The 18,297-nt window shown below is 58.7% G+C and carries 20 protein-coding genes and 1 pseudogene; 12 read left to right on the forward strand and 9 right to left on the reverse strand.

Annotated elements, in window-relative coordinates; translation table 11 throughout:
- The first annotated feature begins 107 nt into the window (after window positions 1–107).
- Window positions 108–1,562, forward strand: coding sequence for an MFS transporter (locus RTCIAT899_RS14225; RefSeq protein WP_015340939.1), 1,455 nt, complete (start codon window positions 108–110; stop codon window positions 1,560–1,562).
- 128 nt (window positions 1,563–1,690) lie between these two features.
- On the forward strand, window positions 1,691–3,244 hold the full coding sequence (locus RTCIAT899_RS14230; protein WP_015340940.1) for a VOC family protein: 1,554 nt from the start codon (window positions 1,691–1,693) through the stop codon (window positions 3,242–3,244).
- Between the two features lie 72 nt (window positions 3,245–3,316).
- Here RTCIAT899_RS14230 and RTCIAT899_RS14235 read toward each other — a convergent pair whose 3' ends face one another.
- Complete coding sequence (locus RTCIAT899_RS14235) at window positions 3,317–4,594, reverse strand: L-fuconate dehydratase (RefSeq protein WP_015340941.1); 1,278 nt, start codon at window positions 4,592–4,594, stop codon at window positions 3,317–3,319.
- 338 nt (window positions 4,595–4,932) lie between these two features.
- Here RTCIAT899_RS14235 and RTCIAT899_RS14240 point away from each other — a divergent pair, with 338 nt between their 5' ends.
- On the forward strand, window positions 4,933–5,346 hold the full coding sequence (locus RTCIAT899_RS14240; protein ID WP_015340942.1) for a carboxymuconolactone decarboxylase family protein: 414 nt from the start codon (window positions 4,933–4,935) through the stop codon (window positions 5,344–5,346).
- 57 nt (window positions 5,347–5,403) lie between these two features.
- On the opposite strand, the gene RTCIAT899_RS14245 is transcribed toward RTCIAT899_RS14240, so the two are convergent.
- Window positions 5,404–5,793: a BRA0787 family protein gene (locus RTCIAT899_RS14245; protein WP_015340943.1), complete on the reverse strand. Its 390-nt coding sequence runs from the start codon at window positions 5,791–5,793 to the stop codon at window positions 5,404–5,406.
- A gap of 331 nt (window positions 5,794–6,124) precedes the next feature.
- On the opposite strand from RTCIAT899_RS14245, the gene RTCIAT899_RS14250 reads away from it, so the two are divergent.
- The 4 genes from RTCIAT899_RS14250 (at window position 6,125) to RTCIAT899_RS14265 (ending at window position 9,782) form a co-directional block, all read left to right on the forward strand.
- On the forward strand, window positions 6,125–6,628 hold the full coding sequence (locus RTCIAT899_RS14250; RefSeq protein ID WP_015340944.1) for a cupin domain-containing protein: 504 nt from the start codon (window positions 6,125–6,127) through the stop codon (window positions 6,626–6,628).
- A 210-nt stretch (window positions 6,629–6,838) separates the two neighbouring features.
- Window positions 6,839–7,687: a MetQ/NlpA family lipoprotein gene (locus tag RTCIAT899_RS14255; protein WP_015340945.1), complete on the forward strand. Its 849-nt coding sequence runs from the start codon at window positions 6,839–6,841 to the stop codon at window positions 7,685–7,687.
- A 363-nt stretch (window positions 7,688–8,050) separates the two neighbouring features.
- Window positions 8,051–9,136, forward strand: coding sequence for a methionine ABC transporter ATP-binding protein (locus RTCIAT899_RS14260; protein ID WP_015340946.1), 1,086 nt, complete (start codon window positions 8,051–8,053; stop codon window positions 9,134–9,136).
- Entirely contained in the window at window positions 9,126–9,782 is a 657-nt protein-coding gene (locus RTCIAT899_RS14265) for a methionine ABC transporter permease (RefSeq protein WP_015340947.1), read from the forward strand. Before RTCIAT899_RS14260 ends, RTCIAT899_RS14265 begins: the two co-directional genes overlap by 11 nt.
- A gap of 131 nt (window positions 9,783–9,913) precedes the next feature.
- Here the strand turns inward: RTCIAT899_RS14265 and RTCIAT899_RS14270 are convergent, their stop codons facing one another.
- From RTCIAT899_RS14270 to RTCIAT899_RS14280, 3 genes are all read right to left on the reverse strand, one after another.
- Window positions 9,914–10,909, reverse strand: coding sequence for a prohibitin family protein (locus RTCIAT899_RS14270; protein ID WP_015340948.1), 996 nt, complete (start codon window positions 10,907–10,909; stop codon window positions 9,914–9,916).
- 87 nt (window positions 10,910–10,996) lie between these two features.
- Window positions 10,997–12,028, reverse strand: a complete 1,032-nt coding sequence (locus RTCIAT899_RS14275) for a hydroxyacid dehydrogenase (protein ID WP_015340949.1) — start codon at window positions 12,026–12,028, stop codon at window positions 10,997–10,999.
- 54 nt (window positions 12,029–12,082) lie between these two features.
- Window positions 12,083–12,778 carry a DNA-3-methyladenine glycosylase I gene (locus tag RTCIAT899_RS14280; RefSeq protein ID WP_015340950.1) on the reverse strand — a complete coding sequence of 232 codons (696 nt, stop codon included), beginning with the start codon at window positions 12,776–12,778 and terminating at the stop codon, window positions 12,083–12,085.
- A gap of 256 nt (window positions 12,779–13,034) precedes the next feature.
- Here RTCIAT899_RS14280 and RTCIAT899_RS14285 point away from each other — a divergent pair, with 256 nt between their 5' ends.
- Window positions 13,035–13,295 carry a DUF982 domain-containing protein gene (locus RTCIAT899_RS14285; protein ID WP_015340951.1) on the forward strand — a complete coding sequence of 87 codons (261 nt, stop codon included), beginning with the start codon at window positions 13,035–13,037 and terminating at the stop codon, window positions 13,293–13,295.
- 23 nt (window positions 13,296–13,318) lie between these two features.
- On the opposite strand, the gene RTCIAT899_RS34050 is transcribed toward RTCIAT899_RS14285, so the two are convergent.
- Entirely contained in the window at window positions 13,319–14,068 is a 750-nt protein-coding gene (locus RTCIAT899_RS34050) for a hypothetical protein (protein WP_244441417.1), read from the reverse strand.
- A 65-nt stretch (window positions 14,069–14,133) separates the two neighbouring features.
- Here RTCIAT899_RS34050 and RTCIAT899_RS14295 point away from each other — a divergent pair, with 65 nt between their 5' ends.
- The gene (locus RTCIAT899_RS14295; RefSeq protein ID WP_041677642.1) at window positions 14,134–14,388 is read left to right on the forward strand and encodes a DUF982 domain-containing protein; all 255 of its coding nucleotides are present in this window, start codon (window positions 14,134–14,136) and stop codon (window positions 14,386–14,388) included.
- 121 nt (window positions 14,389–14,509) lie between these two features.
- Window positions 14,510–14,761 (forward strand): DUF6074 family protein, encoded by a 252-nt coding sequence (locus RTCIAT899_RS14300; protein WP_015340954.1) that lies wholly within the window; start codon window positions 14,510–14,512, stop codon window positions 14,759–14,761.
- A gap of 98 nt (window positions 14,762–14,859) precedes the next feature.
- Here the strand turns inward: RTCIAT899_RS14300 and RTCIAT899_RS14305 are convergent, their stop codons facing one another.
- Window positions 14,860–15,186 carry a hypothetical protein gene (locus tag RTCIAT899_RS14305; protein ID WP_041677643.1) on the reverse strand — a complete coding sequence of 109 codons (327 nt, stop codon included), beginning with the start codon at window positions 15,184–15,186 and terminating at the stop codon, window positions 14,860–14,862.
- Between the two features lie 369 nt (window positions 15,187–15,555).
- On the opposite strand from RTCIAT899_RS14305, the gene RTCIAT899_RS14310 reads away from it, so the two are divergent.
- Both RTCIAT899_RS14310 and RTCIAT899_RS14315 read left to right on the forward strand, forming a co-directional pair.
- The gene (locus RTCIAT899_RS14310; protein ID WP_015340956.1) at window positions 15,556–15,810 is read left to right on the forward strand and encodes a PilZ domain-containing protein; all 255 of its coding nucleotides are present in this window, start codon (window positions 15,556–15,558) and stop codon (window positions 15,808–15,810) included.
- A gap of 183 nt (window positions 15,811–15,993) precedes the next feature.
- Complete coding sequence (locus RTCIAT899_RS14315; RefSeq protein WP_015340957.1) at window positions 15,994–16,203, forward strand: hypothetical protein; 210 nt, start codon at window positions 15,994–15,996, stop codon at window positions 16,201–16,203.
- Between the two features lie 28 nt (window positions 16,204–16,231).
- Here RTCIAT899_RS14315 and RTCIAT899_RS31945 read toward each other — a convergent pair.
- Window positions 16,232–16,998, reverse strand: a pseudogene (locus RTCIAT899_RS31945) (IS5 family transposase).
- A 72-nt stretch (window positions 16,999–17,070) separates the two neighbouring features.
- A complete protein-coding gene (locus tag RTCIAT899_RS31950) occupies window positions 17,071–17,838 on the reverse strand; it encodes an IS5 family transposase (RefSeq protein ID WP_015340960.1) in 768 nt (255 codons plus the stop codon).
- Window positions 17,839–18,297: the final 459 nt, after the last annotated feature.

The following is an 18,297-nucleotide window of genomic DNA, read 5'->3' on the forward strand; positions in this document are numbered from 1 at the left end:
TGCAAGCAGGAGTATACAAACCGCCGTTCAAATAGGCCTTCGCGCCATGACCAGACTTGCGGTTCTGTCTTACGACCCCACCGCACCATCGAGAGCGATCCCCGACAATGTCGGATCAGATATTCCAGGCCGCCACGACCCGGCGGGCCGCACCGAATTTTCGTGTAGTAGCGCTTATCGTGGCAAGCGCGATGTTCATGGAACAGCTTGACGCGACCGTGCTCGCAACAGCCCTTCCGACTATGGCGAGAGACTTCGGCGTCAGCGCGCCGGCCATGAGTATCTCACTGACTTCATACCTTCTCAGCCTGGCGATCTTCATTCCCGCCAGCGGCGCCATCGCCGACCGCTTCGGATCGCGCACAGTCTTCCGCTCCGCCATCGCGGTCTTCGTTCTCGGTTCACTTTTGTGTGCCCAGGCGCCGAACCTGTTCTTCCTTGTCCTTGCACGGCTTTTGCAAGGTCTCGGCGGCGCCATGATGCTGCCGATCGGTCGTCTGGTGCTGATGCGCAGCGTCGCCCGCAAGGACATGGTCAACGCCATGTCCTGGCTGCTGATCCCAGCCCTCGTCGGCCCCATTCTCGGCCCACCGGTCGGCGGCTTGTTCGTCACCTACCTCGACTGGCGCTGGATCTTCTACATCAACGTGCCGATTGGCATCATCGGCTTCATCCTGGTGACGATGTTCATCGAGGAGGTGAAGGGCCCGCGCACCGGCCGCTTCGATCTCTCTGGCTTTATCCTCTCGGGTATTTCGCTGGGATCGCTGCTCTTCGGCTTTGAAATGTCGAGCCGCGAGGGTGAAGGCTATCTCGCTGTCTTCCTCATCTCCGTCGGCTTGCTCTTCGGCATCGCCTATCTGCGCCATGCCCGCAAGCACCCCTCGCCGATCATGGATTTCTCCTTGATGAAGGTGCCGACGTTCCGCACCTCGGTCATCGCCGGTTCGCTGACGCGCATCAGCCAGGGCGCCCATCCCTTCCTGATCCCGCTGATGCTGCAGCTCGGTTTCGGTCTTTCGGCCGCTGCCGCCGGCCAGATCGCCATTGCGACGGCACTCGGCTCGATGGCCATGAAGCCGCTGCAGGTCCGCATTCTCCGGACACTCGGCTTCCGCACCGCCCTTATCATCTTCGGGCTGATCGGCACGCTCGGCTATGGCATGTGCGCCATCTTCAAGCCGGATTGGCCGCTGCCCGTCATCTTCGTGATCCTGTTCTTCTGCGGGTTCTTCATGTCGTTCCAGTTCACGGCCTACAACACGATCGCCTATGACGAGATCGAGCGCGACCGCATGAGCATTGCGACGAGCTTTTACTCGACCTTCCAGCAGCTGATGCTCTCCCTCGGCATCTGCGTCGCCGCGTTGGCCCTGCATGGCTCGATGCAGTTCCGCGGAGAGACGAAGGCCGAGATGATCGATTTCTCCGTCGCCTTCATCGTCGTCACGGCCATTGCACTGCTCGCGGTGATCTGGAACGCCAGCTTCTCGCGCACAGCCGGTTCGGAAATCAGCGGCCACCGCCGCAGATCGCCGGAAGACAGCCTCGGCGAGCACTGATGCTCGCCTCCCGCCCACTCCTGCAATAGCATCTTTTGTGAACAGTGCCTTCACGGGCGGCGCATTGCATTGAACAATGACCTCGACCTAAATAGCGACCAGAACGAAATAATAGTCTGGAGCATCCCATGGTCGCCGGCATCCATCACATCACGCTGATCACCCGCAAGGTCCAGGCGAATGTCGATTTCTACGTCGGCTTCCTCGGCCTGCGCCTCGTCAAGCGCACCGGCGGCTTTGAAGACGCCACCCAGCTTCATCTCCTCTACGGCGACGCCAAGGGCTCGCCCGGTTCGCTGATTACCTTCCTTGTCTGGGAGGATGGTTCGCCCGGCCGCGCCGGCGTCGGCCAGATCGGCGAAATCTCTCTGGCCATCGATCCCGCAAGCATCGGTTTCTGGCTGACGCGTGCATTGAGCGCCGGCCTCAAGCCCGAAGGCCCCTCCGACGAATTCGGTGAGCCTGTGCTTCGGCTGAAGGATCCTGATGGTGTCATCGTCAAGCTTGTCGGGACCAATGCCCTGCAGGCAACTGCTCCATGGGCAAGCAATACCATTCCGCAAGAGCACGCGATCCGCCGTATCCGCGGCGCGACGCTGTTCAGCGAAACACTCAATGAAACGCAGGCCATCTTGGTGAACCACTTCGACTATAAACCGCTCGCCACCAGCGGGGCGATCAGCCGGCTCGTCGCGGAACCAGGCGATATCCTCGACATCCGCGATGCCCGCGGCTTCTGGGCGAGCGCCCCGGGTACGGGTACGGTCGATCATGTCGCCTTTCGCGCAGCCGACGATGCGGAATTGCAGTCCGTTCACACCGCCCTGCAGGCGATCGATTCCGGGCCAACGACGATGCATGACCGCAAATATTTCCGCTCGCTCTATGTCCGCGAACCGGGCCAGATCCTGTTCGAACTCGCCACGGATGCGCCTGGCATGTTGATCGACGAAGATGAAGCGACGCTTGGCACGCGCCTCTTCGCTCCCGGCGACAGTCCGAAACTTTTGGCGGAGCTGAACGTGATCCTGCCGCAGTTCTCCATGCCCGGCGAACCGCGCGTCATCTATCGCGATCTGCCCTTCATCCATCGCTTCTTCACGCCGGAGCAGCCGAACGGCAATGTCTTTGTCCTGCTGCATGGCTCCGGTGCCAACGAAACGACGATGCTGCCGCTCGGTCACAAGATCGACCCCGACGCGACCTTGCTTAGCGTGCGCGGCCGCGCGCTCGAGGAAGGTGCGCCACGTTGGTTCCGCCGCAATGGGCCGATGACGTTCGATCAGGCCGATATCGCCAGCGAGGCCGAAGCCTTTGCCGCCTTCATCGATGGCGCGGTCCATGCCTACGGGCTTGAGCCCGCACGCATCGTCTATATCGGCTACTCGAACGGCGCCAACATGCTGAACGCCATGCTGTCGCTCCACCCGCACCTCATTCGCCGCGCGGTGCTGCTGCGCTCCATGACCGTACTCGAAAATCCGCCGGTGGCTGATATGTCCAATGCTGAGGTGCTGGTGGTCGCGGGCGAAAAGGATTTGTACGGGCCATACGCTCAACCTCTCGCCGAACGCCTGCGTGGTGGCGGCGCAAAGGTCGAACTTGCAACCGTTCCCGGCGGCCACGAGTTTGACGATGCCGATGCACCGGTCATTCAGGCATGGTTGAACGGGTCCGCCTGAAGCCCACCTCTTGAGTTGAACGACAAACGCCCGCCATCTGGCGGGCTTTTGCTTTCATTGATAAGGCGGCGCTCAACCCTTGAACGTATATTCCGCGATCGATTCCGGCTTCATCTCGATCGAGAAGCCCGGCAGGCTCGGTGGCATGTAGGCTGCGTCGCGGATGATACAGGGGTCGATGAAATGCTCGTGCAGGTGATCGACATATTCGATGACGCGGCCGTCCTTGGTGCCTGAGACGGCGATATAGTCGATCATCGACAGATGCTGCACATATTCGCAGAGGCCGACGCCGCCGGCATGCGGCCAGACCGGCAAGCCATATTTGGCGGCGATCAGCAAAACCGCCAGCACTTCGTTGAGACCGCCCATGCGGCAGGAATCGATCTGTACAATGTCGATCGCGCCCTCGGCGATGAACTGCTTGAACATGATGCGGTTCTGGCACATCTCGCCGGTCGCGACCTTCACCGGGCCGATGGCCTGGCGGATCTTGCGGTGTCCGGCAACGTCATCCGGGCTTGTGGGTTCTTCGATGAAGAAAGGCTTGACGAAGGCGAGCTTCTTCACCCAGTCGATCGCCTGATTGACTTCCCAGACTTGGTTGGCATCGATCATGAGGTAACGATCGGGGCCGATCACCTCGCGGGCAATGGTGAGACGGCGAATATCGTCCTCGAGATCGCGGCCGACCTTCATCTTCACATGGTTGAAGCCGGCATCGATCGCCTCCTGGCACAGGCGGCGCAGCTTGGCGTCGTCATAGCCAAGCCAGCCGGCTGATGTCGTGTAGCAGGCATAGCCCTCGCGCTCGAGCGTGGCGATGCGGGCGACCTTGCCGGCCTCCGCCTTCTTCAGGATGGCGACGGCCTCATCGCGGGTCAGCACATCGGTCAGGTAACGATAGTCGACAATATCGGCGATCTGCTCCGCATCCATCTCCGAAACCAACCGCCAGACCGGCTTGCCGGCTTCCTTGGCGAGCAGATCCCAGACGGCATTGACGACAGCGCCGGTTGCCAGATGCATCGCGCCCTTCTCGGGGCCGATCCAGCGCAGCTGGCTGTCACTGGTCAGATGCCGCCAGTATTTGCCGGGGTTTTCCAGAACCGTCGCAAGTTCGGTACCGACGACCAGATGCCGCATCGCCTCGATCGCCATGCAGCAGATGTCATTGCCGCGGCCAATGGTGAAGGTCAGGCCGTGGCCAGCAAGGCCCGGCTTGTCGGTGTCGAGGATGACATAAGCTGCCGAATAATCCGGATCCGGATTCATCGCATCCGAACCATCGAGGCTCTGCGATGTCGGGAAACGCAAATCGAAAACGCGAAGATTGGTGATGCGCGTCATTGGAAAACTCCTTCTAAATCCATCGCGACCTCTCGACCTCTAACCCGAGGTCAAACTCCTCCCAGAGCCACATTATGCTCGCCATTATGCGAGCTGCACATTCGAATTTCAGTAATCACCTGCCGATGCGGATAGGCGGATGCGTCCTCAAGGCGCCCCTCTCCTAACCCTACCGTCGTTTTTGCAGAGCCTTAATTTTCTTATGTGAATAGTTTTTTCACATATGCATGACTTTTGCAATCGAAAAGACAGCTTGAATTCCCGCGCTATGCTGCCGCCAGCGCCACAAAATGCGCTATTGTCCGACCCAAATGGATTTGCTGAAGGAGATGCAGGGAATGGCAACGGTTAAATTGCTCGATGATGCGGAGGCAGAGGCGATCCCGGCCGTGAAGGCGGTGTTCGACGATATTCGCGCAGTGAGAAAATCCGATTTCGTCAATAATTTCTGGCGCGGCCTGGGAAACGACCCGGCACTGCTGAAGCGCACCTGGGAAGGGCTGAAAGCGGTGATGATGACCGAAGGCGCGCTCGATCCGCTGGTGCGCGAGATGATCTACATTGCCGTCTCCACCGCCAATGGCTGCAGCTATTGCATCCATTCCCACACCGCCGCCGCGAAGGCGAAAGGGATGACCGATGCCCAGCACGCGGAGCTGCTGGCGGTCATCGGCCTTGCCGGACAGACGAACCATCTGGTCACGGCGATGCAGATCCCTGTCGATCCGGAATTCGATGTCGGCAGCCGCTGAAAATGCAGAAGGCCCGCGGGCGTGCCGGCGGGCCTTCCTTAAACGGTCTTTCGCTTTTCAGCGGTCAGATTTTTCCGTCGTCTGAGCCTCTGCAGCGAGGGCGGCAACGTTGAGGCCGTTATTCACCGCGAGCAGCCTTTTACGAACCAGGACGCCCATCACGCGGGCAGCCGTCGAAAAGGTCATCGTGTCAAGCGGACCTTCGCCCTCCCAGGGCTTGGTCAGCCGCTCGGTCACGGCCGAAACGATATTGTTGGGCACGATGTCTGTGCATTCGCGCATGGCTTCGAACACGACGCTGATGGGATGGATGCGTCCTTCGAACGTCACGATCGGTTCGGTTACTTCGCTGTCCCATTCCTCGAAGGCATAGAGCGCTTCGCGGAAGAGCTGCTGCAGGGTGATGGGTGCATGACCCTCATGAAGGGGCGGCAAGGCATTCGACATGTCTGTCTCCTTTCAATTGGAAGTCCGGCGCATGTATGAATTTGGATGGTCTCTCCTCCGAGACCCAAGCGCTGCTTCGTCAGCTTGGCGCGCCGGAAAAACGGGGCGTGGCGCGGCAAACCATCTCGTGACCGGCGCAACGCGGGACACACACGAAATGTTCCCACCGGTCATTTAACTTGATCAAGTCTATAGATTAATCTCGACTTGAAAAGCCTCTTTAAGAATTTTCTGTAATTCTCTTTATTTTTGAATGACTTCGCGTAGTATGAAATTGGCGCGTGCCGACGAAAGGCGCGCGAATCTCTCTCCCAGGAGCAAAGGGAACGCCATGTGCGGCGATCATGAACATCAGCATCACGACGGGCACGATCACGACCATCAGCCCATCGATTGGCGCGAACACGGCATCAAGATCATTCCCGGCAATGCGCTCGATCCGAATACCGCACAAACCCCGGGCATGAACCGTGCGACCGCAATCAATCATGCGCGCGCCGGCGCTGAAAAGATCTGGGCGGGAACCGTGACAATCCATGCCAATGCCAAGACCGGCGCCCATCATCACGGCGATCTCGAAAGCATCATCTACGTCGTCAAAGGCAAGGCCCGAATGCGCTGGGGTGATAACCTCGAATTCGTCGCCGAAGCCGGTCCCGGCGATTTCATCTTCGTGCCACCCTATGTGCCGCACCAGGAAATCAATGCCAGTCGGGACGAAACGCTGGAATGCGTTCTCGTTCGCTCCGGGCAGGAACCAGTCGTCGTCAATCTGGATATCGAACCGGTGGAAAAACCGGAAGAAGTCCTCTGGAAGGACCCGATCCATCGTTAATCTGCACATTTTTCAGGCAAAATCTCATTTGCCGCATAAATAATCTACAATATTTATAGAAAATTAGTTTGCTCTTTGCGCCGCACTGAAAAGAGTTTTTCAGAAGTGCGGCGCACAACGCATGATCCTGCTTGGCAGCGCGAACACGCGTCTGAGATGATTAAGCCGTCAACGAGGTATTGATCTCGATCATCAGGAACAGGATTTCCCATGACTGAAAAGCTTTCTAGAGGTTTCGACGCGCTGCACCTTTCCCGCCGCGCCGGCCTTGCTGCCATCCTCGCCTCCGCTGTCGCCGTTTTCGGCTGGACGGCGACTTCTACGCCATCTTTCGCGGCAGATAAGACGATCAAGGTCGGCATCATCAGCGGTGAAGATGAAGACGTCTGGCGTGTCGTGACTGCTGAAGCCGCCAAGAAAGGATTGAAGATCGAGACGGTCGTCTTCAACGACTACACCCAGCCGAACGAAGCCCTCGAGCGCGGCGAAATCGATGCCAACGCTTTCCAGCACAAGCCTTACCTCGACAATCAGATCAAGCAGCACGGTTACCACATCGTCAGCGTCGGCTATACCGGCGTCTGGCCGATCGGCCTCTACACCAAGAAATACAAGACCGTGGCAGAGCTTCCGAAGGGTGCGGTCATCGGCGTACCGAACGATCCGTCCAACGAGGGCCGTGCACTGCGCGTGCTGCAGAACGAAGGCGTGATCAAGCTCAAGGATGGCACCGGAATTCTCGCCACGACCGCCGACATCGTTGAAAACCCCAAGAACGTCGAGATCAAGGAACTGGACGCCGGCATCGTCGGCCGCTCGATCGACGACTTGGACGCAGCCGTCGTCAACACCGACTGGGCATTGAAAAGCGGCCTGACGCCGAAGCAACGCATTGCACAGGAGCCGATCGACGGCAACCCCTACCGCAACTTCATCGCCGTCAAGCAGGGCGGCGAGAACGAGGCCTGGGTTAAGACCCTGGTGGCCGCCTACCAGAACGACGCCGTCAAGGCAGAGTTCGACAAGGTTTACAAGGGAACGGGCATCAGCGCCTATTGATGTCAGGACGGCGCGGGGACCGCGCTGAGCGGCGAGGCGGCTGGGGTATCTTGCCCGGGCCGCCTTTGATGTTTTCGCATCAGGATGCGATGAAGTTTATAGTTGGTTATGGAGTTCGCGGAGGGTACATACCCCCTCTGTCACTTTCGTGACATCTCCCCCACAAGGGGGGAGATCGGAAATTCGTGGCAAGCCATCGCCAGAAACGAACATCGCATCTGCTGACACCTGGCTGATTTGTTTCACAGAGTGCGCGGCATACTCTCAACAATCTCCCCCCTTGTGGGGGAGATGTCCCGACAGTGACAGAGGGGGGTATATAGCCTCGGCAACCTGGAAGACGCCTTTACAAAGAGAAACACTATGAATTCTTTCATCCCGGCCACATCAATCGACGGACAGGCGCCGCCCGAGCGAGCGGTGGGCGACGAAATCGTCCGCCTGGTCGATGTCCGCCGCCGGTTCGGCGGCACGCCGGCACTGGACGGTATTTCGCTGACCGCGCGCCGTGGCGAGATCGTCGGCATCATCGGCCGCAGTGGCGCCGGTAAATCGACGCTGATCCGTTGCCTGAACGGGCTGGAGCGCGCCGATAGCGGCGAGATCCATATCGAAGGCCGCGACATCGCACGCCTCTCGGAGAAGGAACTGCAGCCGCTGCGCCGCCGCATCGGCATGGTCTTCCAGCATTTCAATCTCTTGTCCGCAAAGACCGTCGAGGAAAACATCGCCCTGCCGCTGAAGATCGAGGGGGTGGCCAAGGCCGAACGGCTGCAGCGCGCGCGCGAACTGCTTGATCTTGTCGGCCTTGCCGATAAGGCAAAAGCCTATCCCGCCGCCCTCTCCGGCGGCCAGAAACAGCGTGTCGGTATTGCCCGCGCACTAGCTGCCCGCCCGGCGCTTCTGCTTTCGGACGAAGCAACATCGGCGCTCGATCCGGAAACGACGCGGTCGATTCTCGCACTGCTGAAGGATATCAATCGCAAGCTCGGCCTGACGATCCTGCTCATCACCCACGAGATGGAAGTGGTGCGCTCGATCGCGGACCGCGTCGCGGTCATCGATGCCGGACGGATCGTCGAGGAAGGCTCCGTATGGACGGTCTTCGCCAACCCCGAAACGGAGATCACGGCAAGCCTGCTCGGCGGCATCCGCCCGCAGCTTCCCGAGCACATCGCCGCCCGCCTGTCGCCGACGTCAGGCGTCGAAGTGATCCTCAGCGTCGATCTTGCCGGTCCGGCGGCGCAAGGGGCACTGTTTGCAGAACTCTCGGCTGCCCTGCCGCGCTCTTTTCGCCTGGTTCACGGTGGCATCGACCACATCCAGAACCAACCTGTTGCCCGTTTCTTCGTCGCCGTCCCGACGCGCGATCCGGACCTGCCGGCGCAGGTCAGCGATTTTCTGAAAGCCCGCTCCGCCCGGGTGGAGGTTTTAGGCTATGACAACTGATGTGATCCTCGGCCTGCTTTGGCGCTCCTTCTGGGAGACCATTTGGATGACGGCTGCGTCCGGCCTCCTCTCCCTGGTCATCGGCCTGCCGCTCGGCCTCGCTCTCGTCGTCACCGGTCGCGGCGGCATTGCCGAGCAGCCTGCGATCAACAGCGTCCTTGCCGCGCTCGTCAACGGCTTTCGCGCCGTGCCTTTCGTGATCCTGCTGATTGCCCTCATCCCGCTGACACGGCTGATCGTCGGCACGGCGCTCGGCACGACGGCGGCGATCGTGCCGCTGACCATTGCCGCGATCCCTTATTATGCCCGTATCGCCGAGGTCTCGCTGCGTGAAGTCGATCGCGGCTTGATCGATGCAGTGCGCGCCATGGGCGGCAATCGCTGGACGATCATCCGCGAAGTGCTGGTGCCCGAGGCCATGCCCGGCATCGTCGCCGGCTTCACGGTGACGCTGGTGACGCTGATCGGGGCCTCGGCGATGGCGGGCACTATCGGCGGCGGCGGCCTCGGCGACCTCGCGATCCGCTATGGCTACCAGCGCTTCGAAACCGGCGTCATGATCGCCGTCGTCATCGTGCTGATCATTCTGGTCTGCGGCATGCAATGGCTGGGCGATCGCTTAGCCAACCGGCTCGACCGCCGTTAGAGCATTTCCGCTTTTCTTCGAATCGCGAAAACGCTCTATCTTCTTGTTTTCACGCAGTTCCGGACGCAAAACCGCTTCGCACTTTTGCTGGAACTGCTCTGGCTCGGCTCCCTGATCCCGCGCAATCGATGCTATTCATGCTCCGCCGACGTGGCGGGGCTCTGGCGCTGATCGAGATTAAGCATCGGCACCGAAGCATTCGGCAGCATGGTGGTTGGCAATTGACCATTCCACTTTTCCGCCTGCGTGAGGAAAATCAGGTTCGGATTGTCGCGCAATGCATCGCCCCGGGCCTTGATGGCCTTCGCTTCGGCGTCGCCGCGGAGTTGGATCGCTTCGGCCTCGGCTTCTGCCTGCAGCTTCACGGCGTCGGCCTGGGCCTGCGCATCGGCGCGACGGGCGTCCGCTGCGGCCTGGGCCTGCGTAACGGTGATCTGCGCTTGCACCTTCTCGCGCTCCGCATTCTGCCGCAGCTTCTGTACTTCGACTTCCGCCAGCATGCGCTGCTCGATGCTGTTCTCATAGGCATCCGAAAAATCGATATTCTCGACCTGCACGCTGTCGATCTGCACCGGACCCTGAATGCCCGCCTCGATCGCCGCCTGGACGTCGGTGTTGAACTGCGCCCGGTTCTGGATGACGGAGGCGGCGGTGAATTTGCCGAATACGGTCTTTACATCCTGGGGAGCTCGCCGCGCGATCAGGCGCGATTCCAGATTACCGAGCGAACCGAACTCCGAATAGACATGTTCCACGGCATCCGCCGGCACATGCCAGGAAATGGTGACGCGCATATCCGCCGGCTGCTGATCCTGCGAATAGGCCTGCATCTGCTGGTGCTCGTTGGCCTGACAGTTCGCGCCGTTCTGGCAGGTCCAATACGTGACCTGCTGGGTTACCGGGATTTTGACGACGGTCTCGATCCAGGGCAACTTGAAATGCAAGCCCGGTTCCGCCGTGCCGACCATGGCGCCCGTGCGCAGGATGACGCCGCGTTCGCCCTGATCAATCGTGTACCACGAACTGAAGATGAGCATCAGCACGGCTATCACGGCGATGATGCCGATGAATGCCGTAACGCGACCCTTGTTCGCTACGGATGCTATGTCGATTTCCCGGTTTGTCATCGATATCCCCATCTGCACGCTATGAGGGAGAGATAGATGAGTCGACTCGGAAATGCACCTGCGGTTTCATGCCTCGTGCGACCACCGTCAGTTGCGCGTCACCGGCTTCGAGCGCATGCGCGACACCGTTTCCCGTTCGGCACGCTTGCAGCGCATCGGCGGCAGGCCGCGATCCATCAGATCCATGTCTTCCAGCACCATGTCGCCCATTTTCTTGAAGGCGCTGTCGAGCGCGCCGGCACGATGGGCCGAGCGCAGAAAGCCCTTGAGCTTGCGCACGGGGTGATCGAGGCCGAGCGGCTCCTCAGGATAGACGTCGCTCGCCGCCACGATATGGCCGGAGGCTACCGCCGCCATCAGCGCATCGAAATCGACGACATCGGCCCGGCTGAGCAGGATGAAGGCCGCACCCTTGCGCATCCTGGCAAAAGCTTCAGCGCCGAGAAAGCCCTTGTTCTCGCTGGTGACCGAGGCAACAACGAAGACGAAATCGCTGGCAGACAGCACCTCGTCCAGCCCGGCGGGCTGCACGCCATGCTCTCTCAGGATCGATGGCGGCATCCAGGGATCGAACACCCTGATATTGGCACGGAAGCCGGAGAGAACCCGGTTCAGCGCCTTGCCGAGATCGCCGAAACCGACGATACCGATATCGCTGCCCGAAAGCAGCCGGGCGCTGGCATTGCCATCGCCGCCCCAAAGCTCCCTGCCCTTCCGGAAATCAAGATCGGCATCGGCGATGCCGCGCGCCAGGCTTAACGCAAACCCAAGGCCGATTTCGGCAACCGGTTCGGCAAAGACGAGACCTGTGGTGACGACATGGATGCCGCGTTCAAAGAGCACCTCATAAGGCATATTGTTGATGAGGTTGCTCTCGACATTCAGAATGCAGCGCAGCTGCGGCATGCGGTCGAGCGTCTCCTTCGACAAGGGCGGCTGGCCAATGATATAGCGCGCCTCGCCGAGCACATCATCCCCTAATCCCGCGACATCGTCAGGATCCGTTTCGACGATGCGGTATTTTGAGCGAAGGAGCGCCAGCGCTTCCTTGGTGAAGATAAGCTCGAGCGAGCGCGGCTCCGGCGCGCTGATGGTCAAGGGTCTGCTGTCGATCGTCATTCTGCTCCTCCTGTATCCCGAGGCGATCCAATATCATTCGATGGATGAGATCAATCAGGCCTCGTCCTCCTCCCCTGGCATTCCGACAGAGAAGGCGCAAATACGCGAGAGATAGGTGAGCGGCAGACCCGTGTCCTCGTGCCAGGCATTGAACTGATCCTGGATCAGCCGCAGATCCTTCTTGGTGGGCTTGCTTTCCGAAACGGGCACCCCCGCAAGCCGCAGACAGACGAGAACGTCATGGCTCATGACGAAGCTGTCGCGGCCGATGGCGCGCAGCAGATATTGTCCGGTCATACCGCCGAGCCGGTTGCCCTGCTTGTCCAGAAGAGCCAGCAAGCCGATCTGATCGTCCATCGGCCAATCGGCGAAGAAGCGGCCGGCGCTGCCATGCTCGTCGGCAAGCCGGCGGACGAACTGCGCATTGGCCCTGACCGACATGATTTTGGCGCCATTGCGGATGACCCGGACGTCGGAGGTCAGATCATGCCAGTAATCGTCCGGTGCGAGATTGAGGAATGCGGGATCGAAGCCGGAGAAAGCGGCTTCGAAGCCCGTCCATTTCGAATCGATGACGTTGCGCACAAAACCCGCATAGAAGATGTAGCGCGTCATTTCGGACAATATCCGATCGTCGGGCTGCGTCCGCAGCACGTCATGGTTCGGCATTCTGGGCATCAACGCCCTCAGTCCATCGGCGCCGCCCTTGCGCTTCTCGGCGCGCTCCCTGATCTCCGCAAAGCTTCCCATTATCCTCTCCCGGTCATGCCGTACGACAAGTCTTTTATGACCTCATTGCCCCACGCACGTAATCTCCATGCGATGATTTTCTGTGAAAAACGCCCTATCGAAAGTTACGGTTCGAAAGTTGACCACGCCGGCACTCGAATTGATTTCCCGACGATTGAAACAATTCCGGACTGCTCCAGATATCGTCTTGAAATTAACTTGAGATTTCACGCACCGTAGCGTTAATTGCGGCCGCGTCGGATCGGAGCCCCGTGCCATGAATAATAAAGACTGGAATAATCCCATCATGGTCATCTGCAAGCGCACCGGAAAAGTCTATACGGTCGCGAACACGAAAGAAGCGCTGGACTTGCTGCTGAACGCATGGCCCGTCGCGGAGGGCAAGGCGTTCATGATGGCACTGCAAGTCTGTGCCGACGTCGAAAGAGGTCAGGGACAACCACTGGAGGCCCGCAACAGCTTTGTCGCCGCGGCATCCGAGGCTGGCGTCCCTCTGGAAATGCCGGTAGTTCAGTAAAAGCGATCGCCCTCTTTCATCCATTAGGGGACGGGACATGCCGCATGTCTCGTTATCGAATGGTTCAGTGAACCAGCCGGCGCGACTGGGCGCACCAATCGCGGCACTGTCGCGGATGACCATCCTCCCCGGTGATTACCGTATGAGCGGACCGCTTTTCCGCGCAGAATGGCTAATTTTCCGGATATTGCGAAACTTTTTGCCCCGGCAGGAGTTGGAGGAGGCAATGTCGGAGCATCATCGAAATGACCAGCATTTTTAGTGCCGGCGATGGCCGCTGGCACGAGCCAGTCTATTTGCGCATCGGCTATGGAATGCCGGAGGCCGTCCGAAGCCCCAAGGAAGCCCATAATCACCTTGTTTTCCGCTGGCCGGCCATTAGAGGCGAAAAATATGATTCCGCCCGAAGCCTCTGCCTCCAAGCCGATATCGATCCCCTGCTGAGTGATAAAGCCAGGAAGATGTTCATCGCGGCCTGCGTGGAAGCAAACGTATTGGATTAGAGCTCTCGCGAGGTTCAATCCATTCTCAAACCGCTGGCAGATCCTCGCGGTTTTCGTGGGGCTTTGATGGCGGCCCAGATGCGAAGGCATTGGAGAGCGGGGCGGCTGCATATCCGGGAAGCGGTCCCGGGTCTTGTCGTGCTTTACGAGAATGGCGCCGTCATTCGCTGCATTAAGATGCAACACGGAAGCGATCTCGGCCGCAGTACAGGAGCGCAATGTGCCCGTCTGTCGGCAAGAAACGACATCAGCTACGATGGCATCGGGCAAGACTTACGGTCCGGAACGCTTCTTGCAGTCTTACCGAAGCATGAATGTTTCGGAGGTAATACGTTTTGAAACGAAACACTTTACGCCCATTTCCGGCTGTCACGCTTGTCATGGGAGAGAACGGCGGAACCCGCCGTATCAATTCAGTGCATCAGGCGGCGGAGTTGCTGCTGGAATATTGGCCGGTGGAAAATGGCGAGGAATATGTCGCGGCAGTGCGGATCTGCCTCGAAGCGATGCTTGGTGCCGTCCCCGCCGAAGCCGTAAGGGAGGCCTTGATCAAGGCTGCACGGGAGGCTGGCATATCCGTCATGCAGTGAAATCGTCCGGCCCTTCCCGCGGCATGCGGGATCTCTCTGACATTATTCACTTTTTGTGAACGAGTGCCGGCGATCTTGCCAACAGAGGCAGGCGATTCGCCCTGCCAATGACGGAGAGAATATGTCGCTTCTACCATTCCCGGCCGACAGGCGTACCAGTGATGTCAGGCGGTGTGCCGCAGCCCTTCAGCAGCTAAATGGCGAAGCGGCAAACCGCTTCTGGCGTTCGGAAATGGCAATCTTTGCCAACGCCTTGCGCGAACAGGGAATGGAAGACGGCGAAATCTCGCGGCAAGCAGGCCTCTTCATGCATGCGGTGCAGATGGAACTGCAGCTTACCTATGCCGAAGAGGAACTGAACGCCTCGGCCTGAGGCGCTGGAGCCTTTCCGATTTTTCCGATCGCGAAACGCTCATCCCCGTGCCTCTACGCAATTCCGAACGGAAAACCGCGCACCTTTCCTAAGGTGCTTTATTTCGGCAATCTGCAAGATGCGATGGACTTGTCGCCGCTTGTCGGTGACTTGATTTGCACGGTCCATTCCCCTCCAGGGAAATGGAACCCCTTTGACGAAACCACGCCGGTAATCTGCGCGCAGGCCTTTCTGGCATCGACGCTCGGTAGATCTATTGTCGCCATGACGGCGTACCTGCGGCCAGACACCTGGCACGGCGCCGTAAACAAGCCGGTATTGTCGATCATCTTGCAGACCCGGAACGCATTGTTCACGGCATCATCTGCCGCCATTGCGGAACTGGCGCCCACCAGCATGGTGGCCGCCGCCAAAAACAGTTTCATTGAAAATCCCGATCCCCTACGGCAGCACGGTGCCAGAGCAGGTTTCGTCTTGCAAGATATGTCGCGTGGATTTCCATGGGCCATTTGAAAATACAACGCAAATGACGGCGGGTTGTTCGCCGGCGACGTCGTCCATCCGCCTCTGCCGAGATATTTTCAACGGAAAACGTGCCGGAGGATGGCCTCTCGGGTGTGGGGAAGTGCCAGTGCATTCCGGCTGCGCCAAGCTCCGACCGGCCGGCATTCATCCGATGCTTGGGGTGCCTCTCCGTCAATAAGTGGAAACCGTTCAATTTGCGGATTCTCATTAATATCTTCGATATTAGAACATGCCACATTAGCAAAAACAAAAGTCAAGGAGCCAATCCCATGACGGCATTCTCACCCGAAGGCCGGGTAGCGACCCGAAAGCGAACGCTTCTTGGCGCAAAAATCATTTTCAACGATGGACATTCGGTCTTCGATTGCCTCGTGCGAAACCTGTCCGATACCGGCGCCCTGATCCAAATCGAAAATCCTCTCGCAGCACCCAACACCTTCGACCTGCAACTTTCAGACGAGAGATTGATGGCATGTGCAGTACGCTGGCGCAAAATCAACAGCATGGGCGTCGAGTTTGTGTGAGGGCACTCTCGCCCACAACGCCTATGGGCGTCCGGATGAATATCCGAAATAGCTCCCCGTCAAAGCTGGGCGGCATACTAGCCACAGTTACCGCGCGTCGATAAGGTTTGCCCGGAACAAACAAGCCGCACCATGCATTGGCATATGGCACCTCTGCCGAATTGGCCTGTGAAGGAGACGGCTATGAACCAGGAAACCATTGATCGGCTCGATACAATCGGCCAACAGCTGCATGATCGCGCTCTTGCTCTGTCCCAATCGCAATCCCAAGAGGGCCAGGACCACGCCCTCATGATGTCGGCACTGGCGACCCTGACAACAGCCGTGCGAACCTTGGATGACAACGTAACCCGGCTCGACGGCCCCAAAGGGATTGGAGCAGCCGGCTCCTGAATCAGGTCCTCTCAAGTGTCGAAGTGGTTTAGATCACCGACTCATAACTCCTGAGCCAAATTCGAATTGATGCGAGTTGGATTGACGCGAGGAAGTTGTCGTCGCGCTTGTCATATCTGGTTGCGACGGCGCGGAAGTGTTTGAGTTTGTTGAAGTATCTTTCGACGGCGTTGCGTTGCTTGTAGAGCCATGGGCTGAAGACGGGAATGTGAACCCTGTTTGGCATGGGGCGGATGCAACCCCATACTCCTCGTGCCTTGAGGTTTTTACGCAAACCGTCGCTGTCGTACGCGCGATCTGCCAGCAGTATCTGACCAGGCCTGACAGTTTCAAACATATCGGCCGCCGAACGCCCGTCATGAGCCTGCCCGGCTGTAAGCTTCAGTCGGATTGGGCGGCCATCGGCATCGACGAGGGCATGGATTTTGGTTGTCAGTCCACCACGCGAGCGACCCATGCAACCGGATCTTTCCTCTTTTTTTTTGACCGTTGGCCGCATGCTGGTGAACGCGGATCGAAGAGCTGTCGATCATCTGGATATCGCCATCGTAAGCTTCTGATATTGCGTTGAGAATACGTGCCCAATGCCCCGCATGGCGCCATCGGTTGAAGCGGTACACAGGTCGTATAGGGTCCATACCGAGCAGGAATGTCCGCCCAAGGCGCACCCGTTCTCAGTCGCCAGAAGATACCATTCAGCACCCGGTCATCAACGCGCGCCTTGCCACGAACCTTGGTCGGCAGGAGAGGCTCAATTACCGACCATTCGAAATCCGTCAAATCAAAGCGCGCCATCACTACCTCCAGCCATCAGAGATAGTGAATCACAAACTATTAAAATCTAAAACTATTTTATGGGTATGTGACCTAGGCCGTGGACTCGTTATGGCGGATAGTGAGGCGAACACAGGCCAGCTTTATCATGGCGAGGAAACTCGTGCCTAACTTGTCATACCGGGTCGCGATCCGTCGATAACATTTGAGCTTACTAAAGAACCGCTCAATAAGATTTCGCTTTCTGTAAAGCCAAGGGCTGAAGACGACTGGCCTCTTTCGGTTGGATTTTGGCGGAATGTTCGCCCATGATTGTTTCATTCTGATTTCCGCACGGAGCCAATCGGCATCATAGGCTTTGTCCGCAAGAACCATACCGCCTGGGGATAGATCAGTAAGCAGCTCTTTCGCCGCAGTTAGGTCGTGAGCGTGACCGGGCGTGATGACAACCTTGATTGGTAGCCCCTTGCCATCTGTGACGGCATGAATTTTGGTCGTGAGACCACCCCGACTTCGTCCAAGGCAACGATACGGGTGTTCGGTTGTCAGCGTGGCTGCCAGATGATGTGCGCGAATAGAAGTGCCGTCTATCATGGCTATGCCATCATTCGAAGGGCTCGTGACAGCCTCCATCAGCCTGTCCCAAATTCCAGCCATCGTCCAACGCCTGAAGCGATTGTAGCATGTCGTATATGGTCCATATCGTTCAGGGACATCACGCCAAGGGGCTCCAGATCGAAGAACCCAAAAGATGCCATTCAGCACTCGCCGGTCATCAACGCGAGCGACACCCCGAGATTTGTTGGGCAAGAACGGCTTGATCACGCGCCATTCGAAGTCAGTCAGATCATATCGGCTCATGCGGAGCGTGAATCACAATTCGCCGCGACATGAAACCATCCTTTCGATAGCCGGTCCTATTGCGGGCTCACACGCGGCGCTGTAATCTGTTGAAGCGCTCGCAGGCATTCCGCCTCAATCAATGCGCACTTTCATGACAGCAAAAACTGGTTTCGATGCGCTCATGCATCAGGTCTGTGTCGGATGGGGTCACTGCGGGAGCGTCCAGGCAGGCAAATATATGCACGTGACTGACTTTATGCCGAACTCGGGTACAGTGACCGCAACCCAATTCGCTGAATGGGTCCTCACCGCTGAAGGCGAGCCCCATTCTCCCTTGGCCTGCAGAGAAAGATGGCTTTCCCGCCTGAGGGAAGCCTTCATCGAGCACATGGGAGCAGATCGTGTGGATGCGCAGCGAATGCGATGGAAATCAAAATAGACCGCTCTGACACCCGCGCCGATCAATTCGAATTTACG

The sequence above is a fragment of the Rhizobium tropici CIAT 899 genome, from assembly GCF_000330885.1.
Lineage (GTDB): Bacteria > Pseudomonadota > Alphaproteobacteria > Rhizobiales > Rhizobiaceae > Rhizobium > Rhizobium tropici.

Coding starts and splice junctions, on each gene's coding strand:
- RTCIAT899_RS14310 (WP_015340956.1), top strand. CDS start 15,556: ATGACGGCATTCTCACCCGAAGGCCGGGTAGCGACCCGAAAGCGAACG.
- RTCIAT899_RS14275 (WP_015340949.1), bottom strand. CDS start 12,028: ATGACGATCGACAGCAGACCCTTGACCATCAGCGCGCCGGAGCCGCGC.
- RTCIAT899_RS14245 (WP_015340943.1), bottom strand. CDS start 5,793: ATGTCGAATGCCTTGCCGCCCCTTCATGAGGGTCATGCACCCATCACC.
- RTCIAT899_RS14280 (WP_015340950.1), bottom strand. CDS start 12,778: ATGGGAAGCTTTGCGGAGATCAGGGAGCGCGCCGAGAAGCGCAAGGGC.
- RTCIAT899_RS14315 (WP_015340957.1), top strand. CDS start 15,994: ATGAACCAGGAAACCATTGATCGGCTCGATACAATCGGCCAACAGCTG.
- RTCIAT899_RS14230 (WP_015340940.1), top strand. CDS start 1,691: ATGGTCGCCGGCATCCATCACATCACGCTGATCACCCGCAAGGTCCAG.
- RTCIAT899_RS14240 (WP_015340942.1), top strand. CDS start 4,933: ATGGCAACGGTTAAATTGCTCGATGATGCGGAGGCAGAGGCGATCCCG.
- RTCIAT899_RS14225 (WP_015340939.1), top strand. CDS start 108: ATGTCGGATCAGATATTCCAGGCCGCCACGACCCGGCGGGCCGCACCG.
- RTCIAT899_RS14305 (WP_041677643.1), bottom strand. CDS start 15,186: ATGAAACTGTTTTTGGCGGCGGCCACCATGCTGGTGGGCGCCAGTTCC.
- RTCIAT899_RS14300 (WP_015340954.1), top strand. CDS start 14,510: ATGTCGCTTCTACCATTCCCGGCCGACAGGCGTACCAGTGATGTCAGG.
- RTCIAT899_RS31950 (WP_015340960.1), bottom strand. CDS start 17,838: ATGAGCCGATATGATCTGACTGACTTCGAATGGCGCGTGATCAAGCCG.
- RTCIAT899_RS14265 (WP_015340947.1), top strand. CDS start 9,126: ATGACAACTGATGTGATCCTCGGCCTGCTTTGGCGCTCCTTCTGGGAG.
- RTCIAT899_RS14235 (WP_015340941.1), bottom strand. CDS start 4,594: ATGACGCGCATCACCAATCTTCGCGTTTTCGATTTGCGTTTCCCGACA.
- RTCIAT899_RS14255 (WP_015340945.1), top strand. CDS start 6,839: ATGACTGAAAAGCTTTCTAGAGGTTTCGACGCGCTGCACCTTTCCCGC.
- RTCIAT899_RS14270 (WP_015340948.1), bottom strand. CDS start 10,909: ATGACAAACCGGGAAATCGACATAGCATCCGTAGCGAACAAGGGTCGC.
- RTCIAT899_RS14285 (WP_015340951.1), top strand. CDS start 13,035: ATGAATAATAAAGACTGGAATAATCCCATCATGGTCATCTGCAAGCGC.
- RTCIAT899_RS14250 (WP_015340944.1), top strand. CDS start 6,125: ATGTGCGGCGATCATGAACATCAGCATCACGACGGGCACGATCACGAC.
- RTCIAT899_RS14260 (WP_015340946.1), top strand. CDS start 8,051: ATGAATTCTTTCATCCCGGCCACATCAATCGACGGACAGGCGCCGCCC.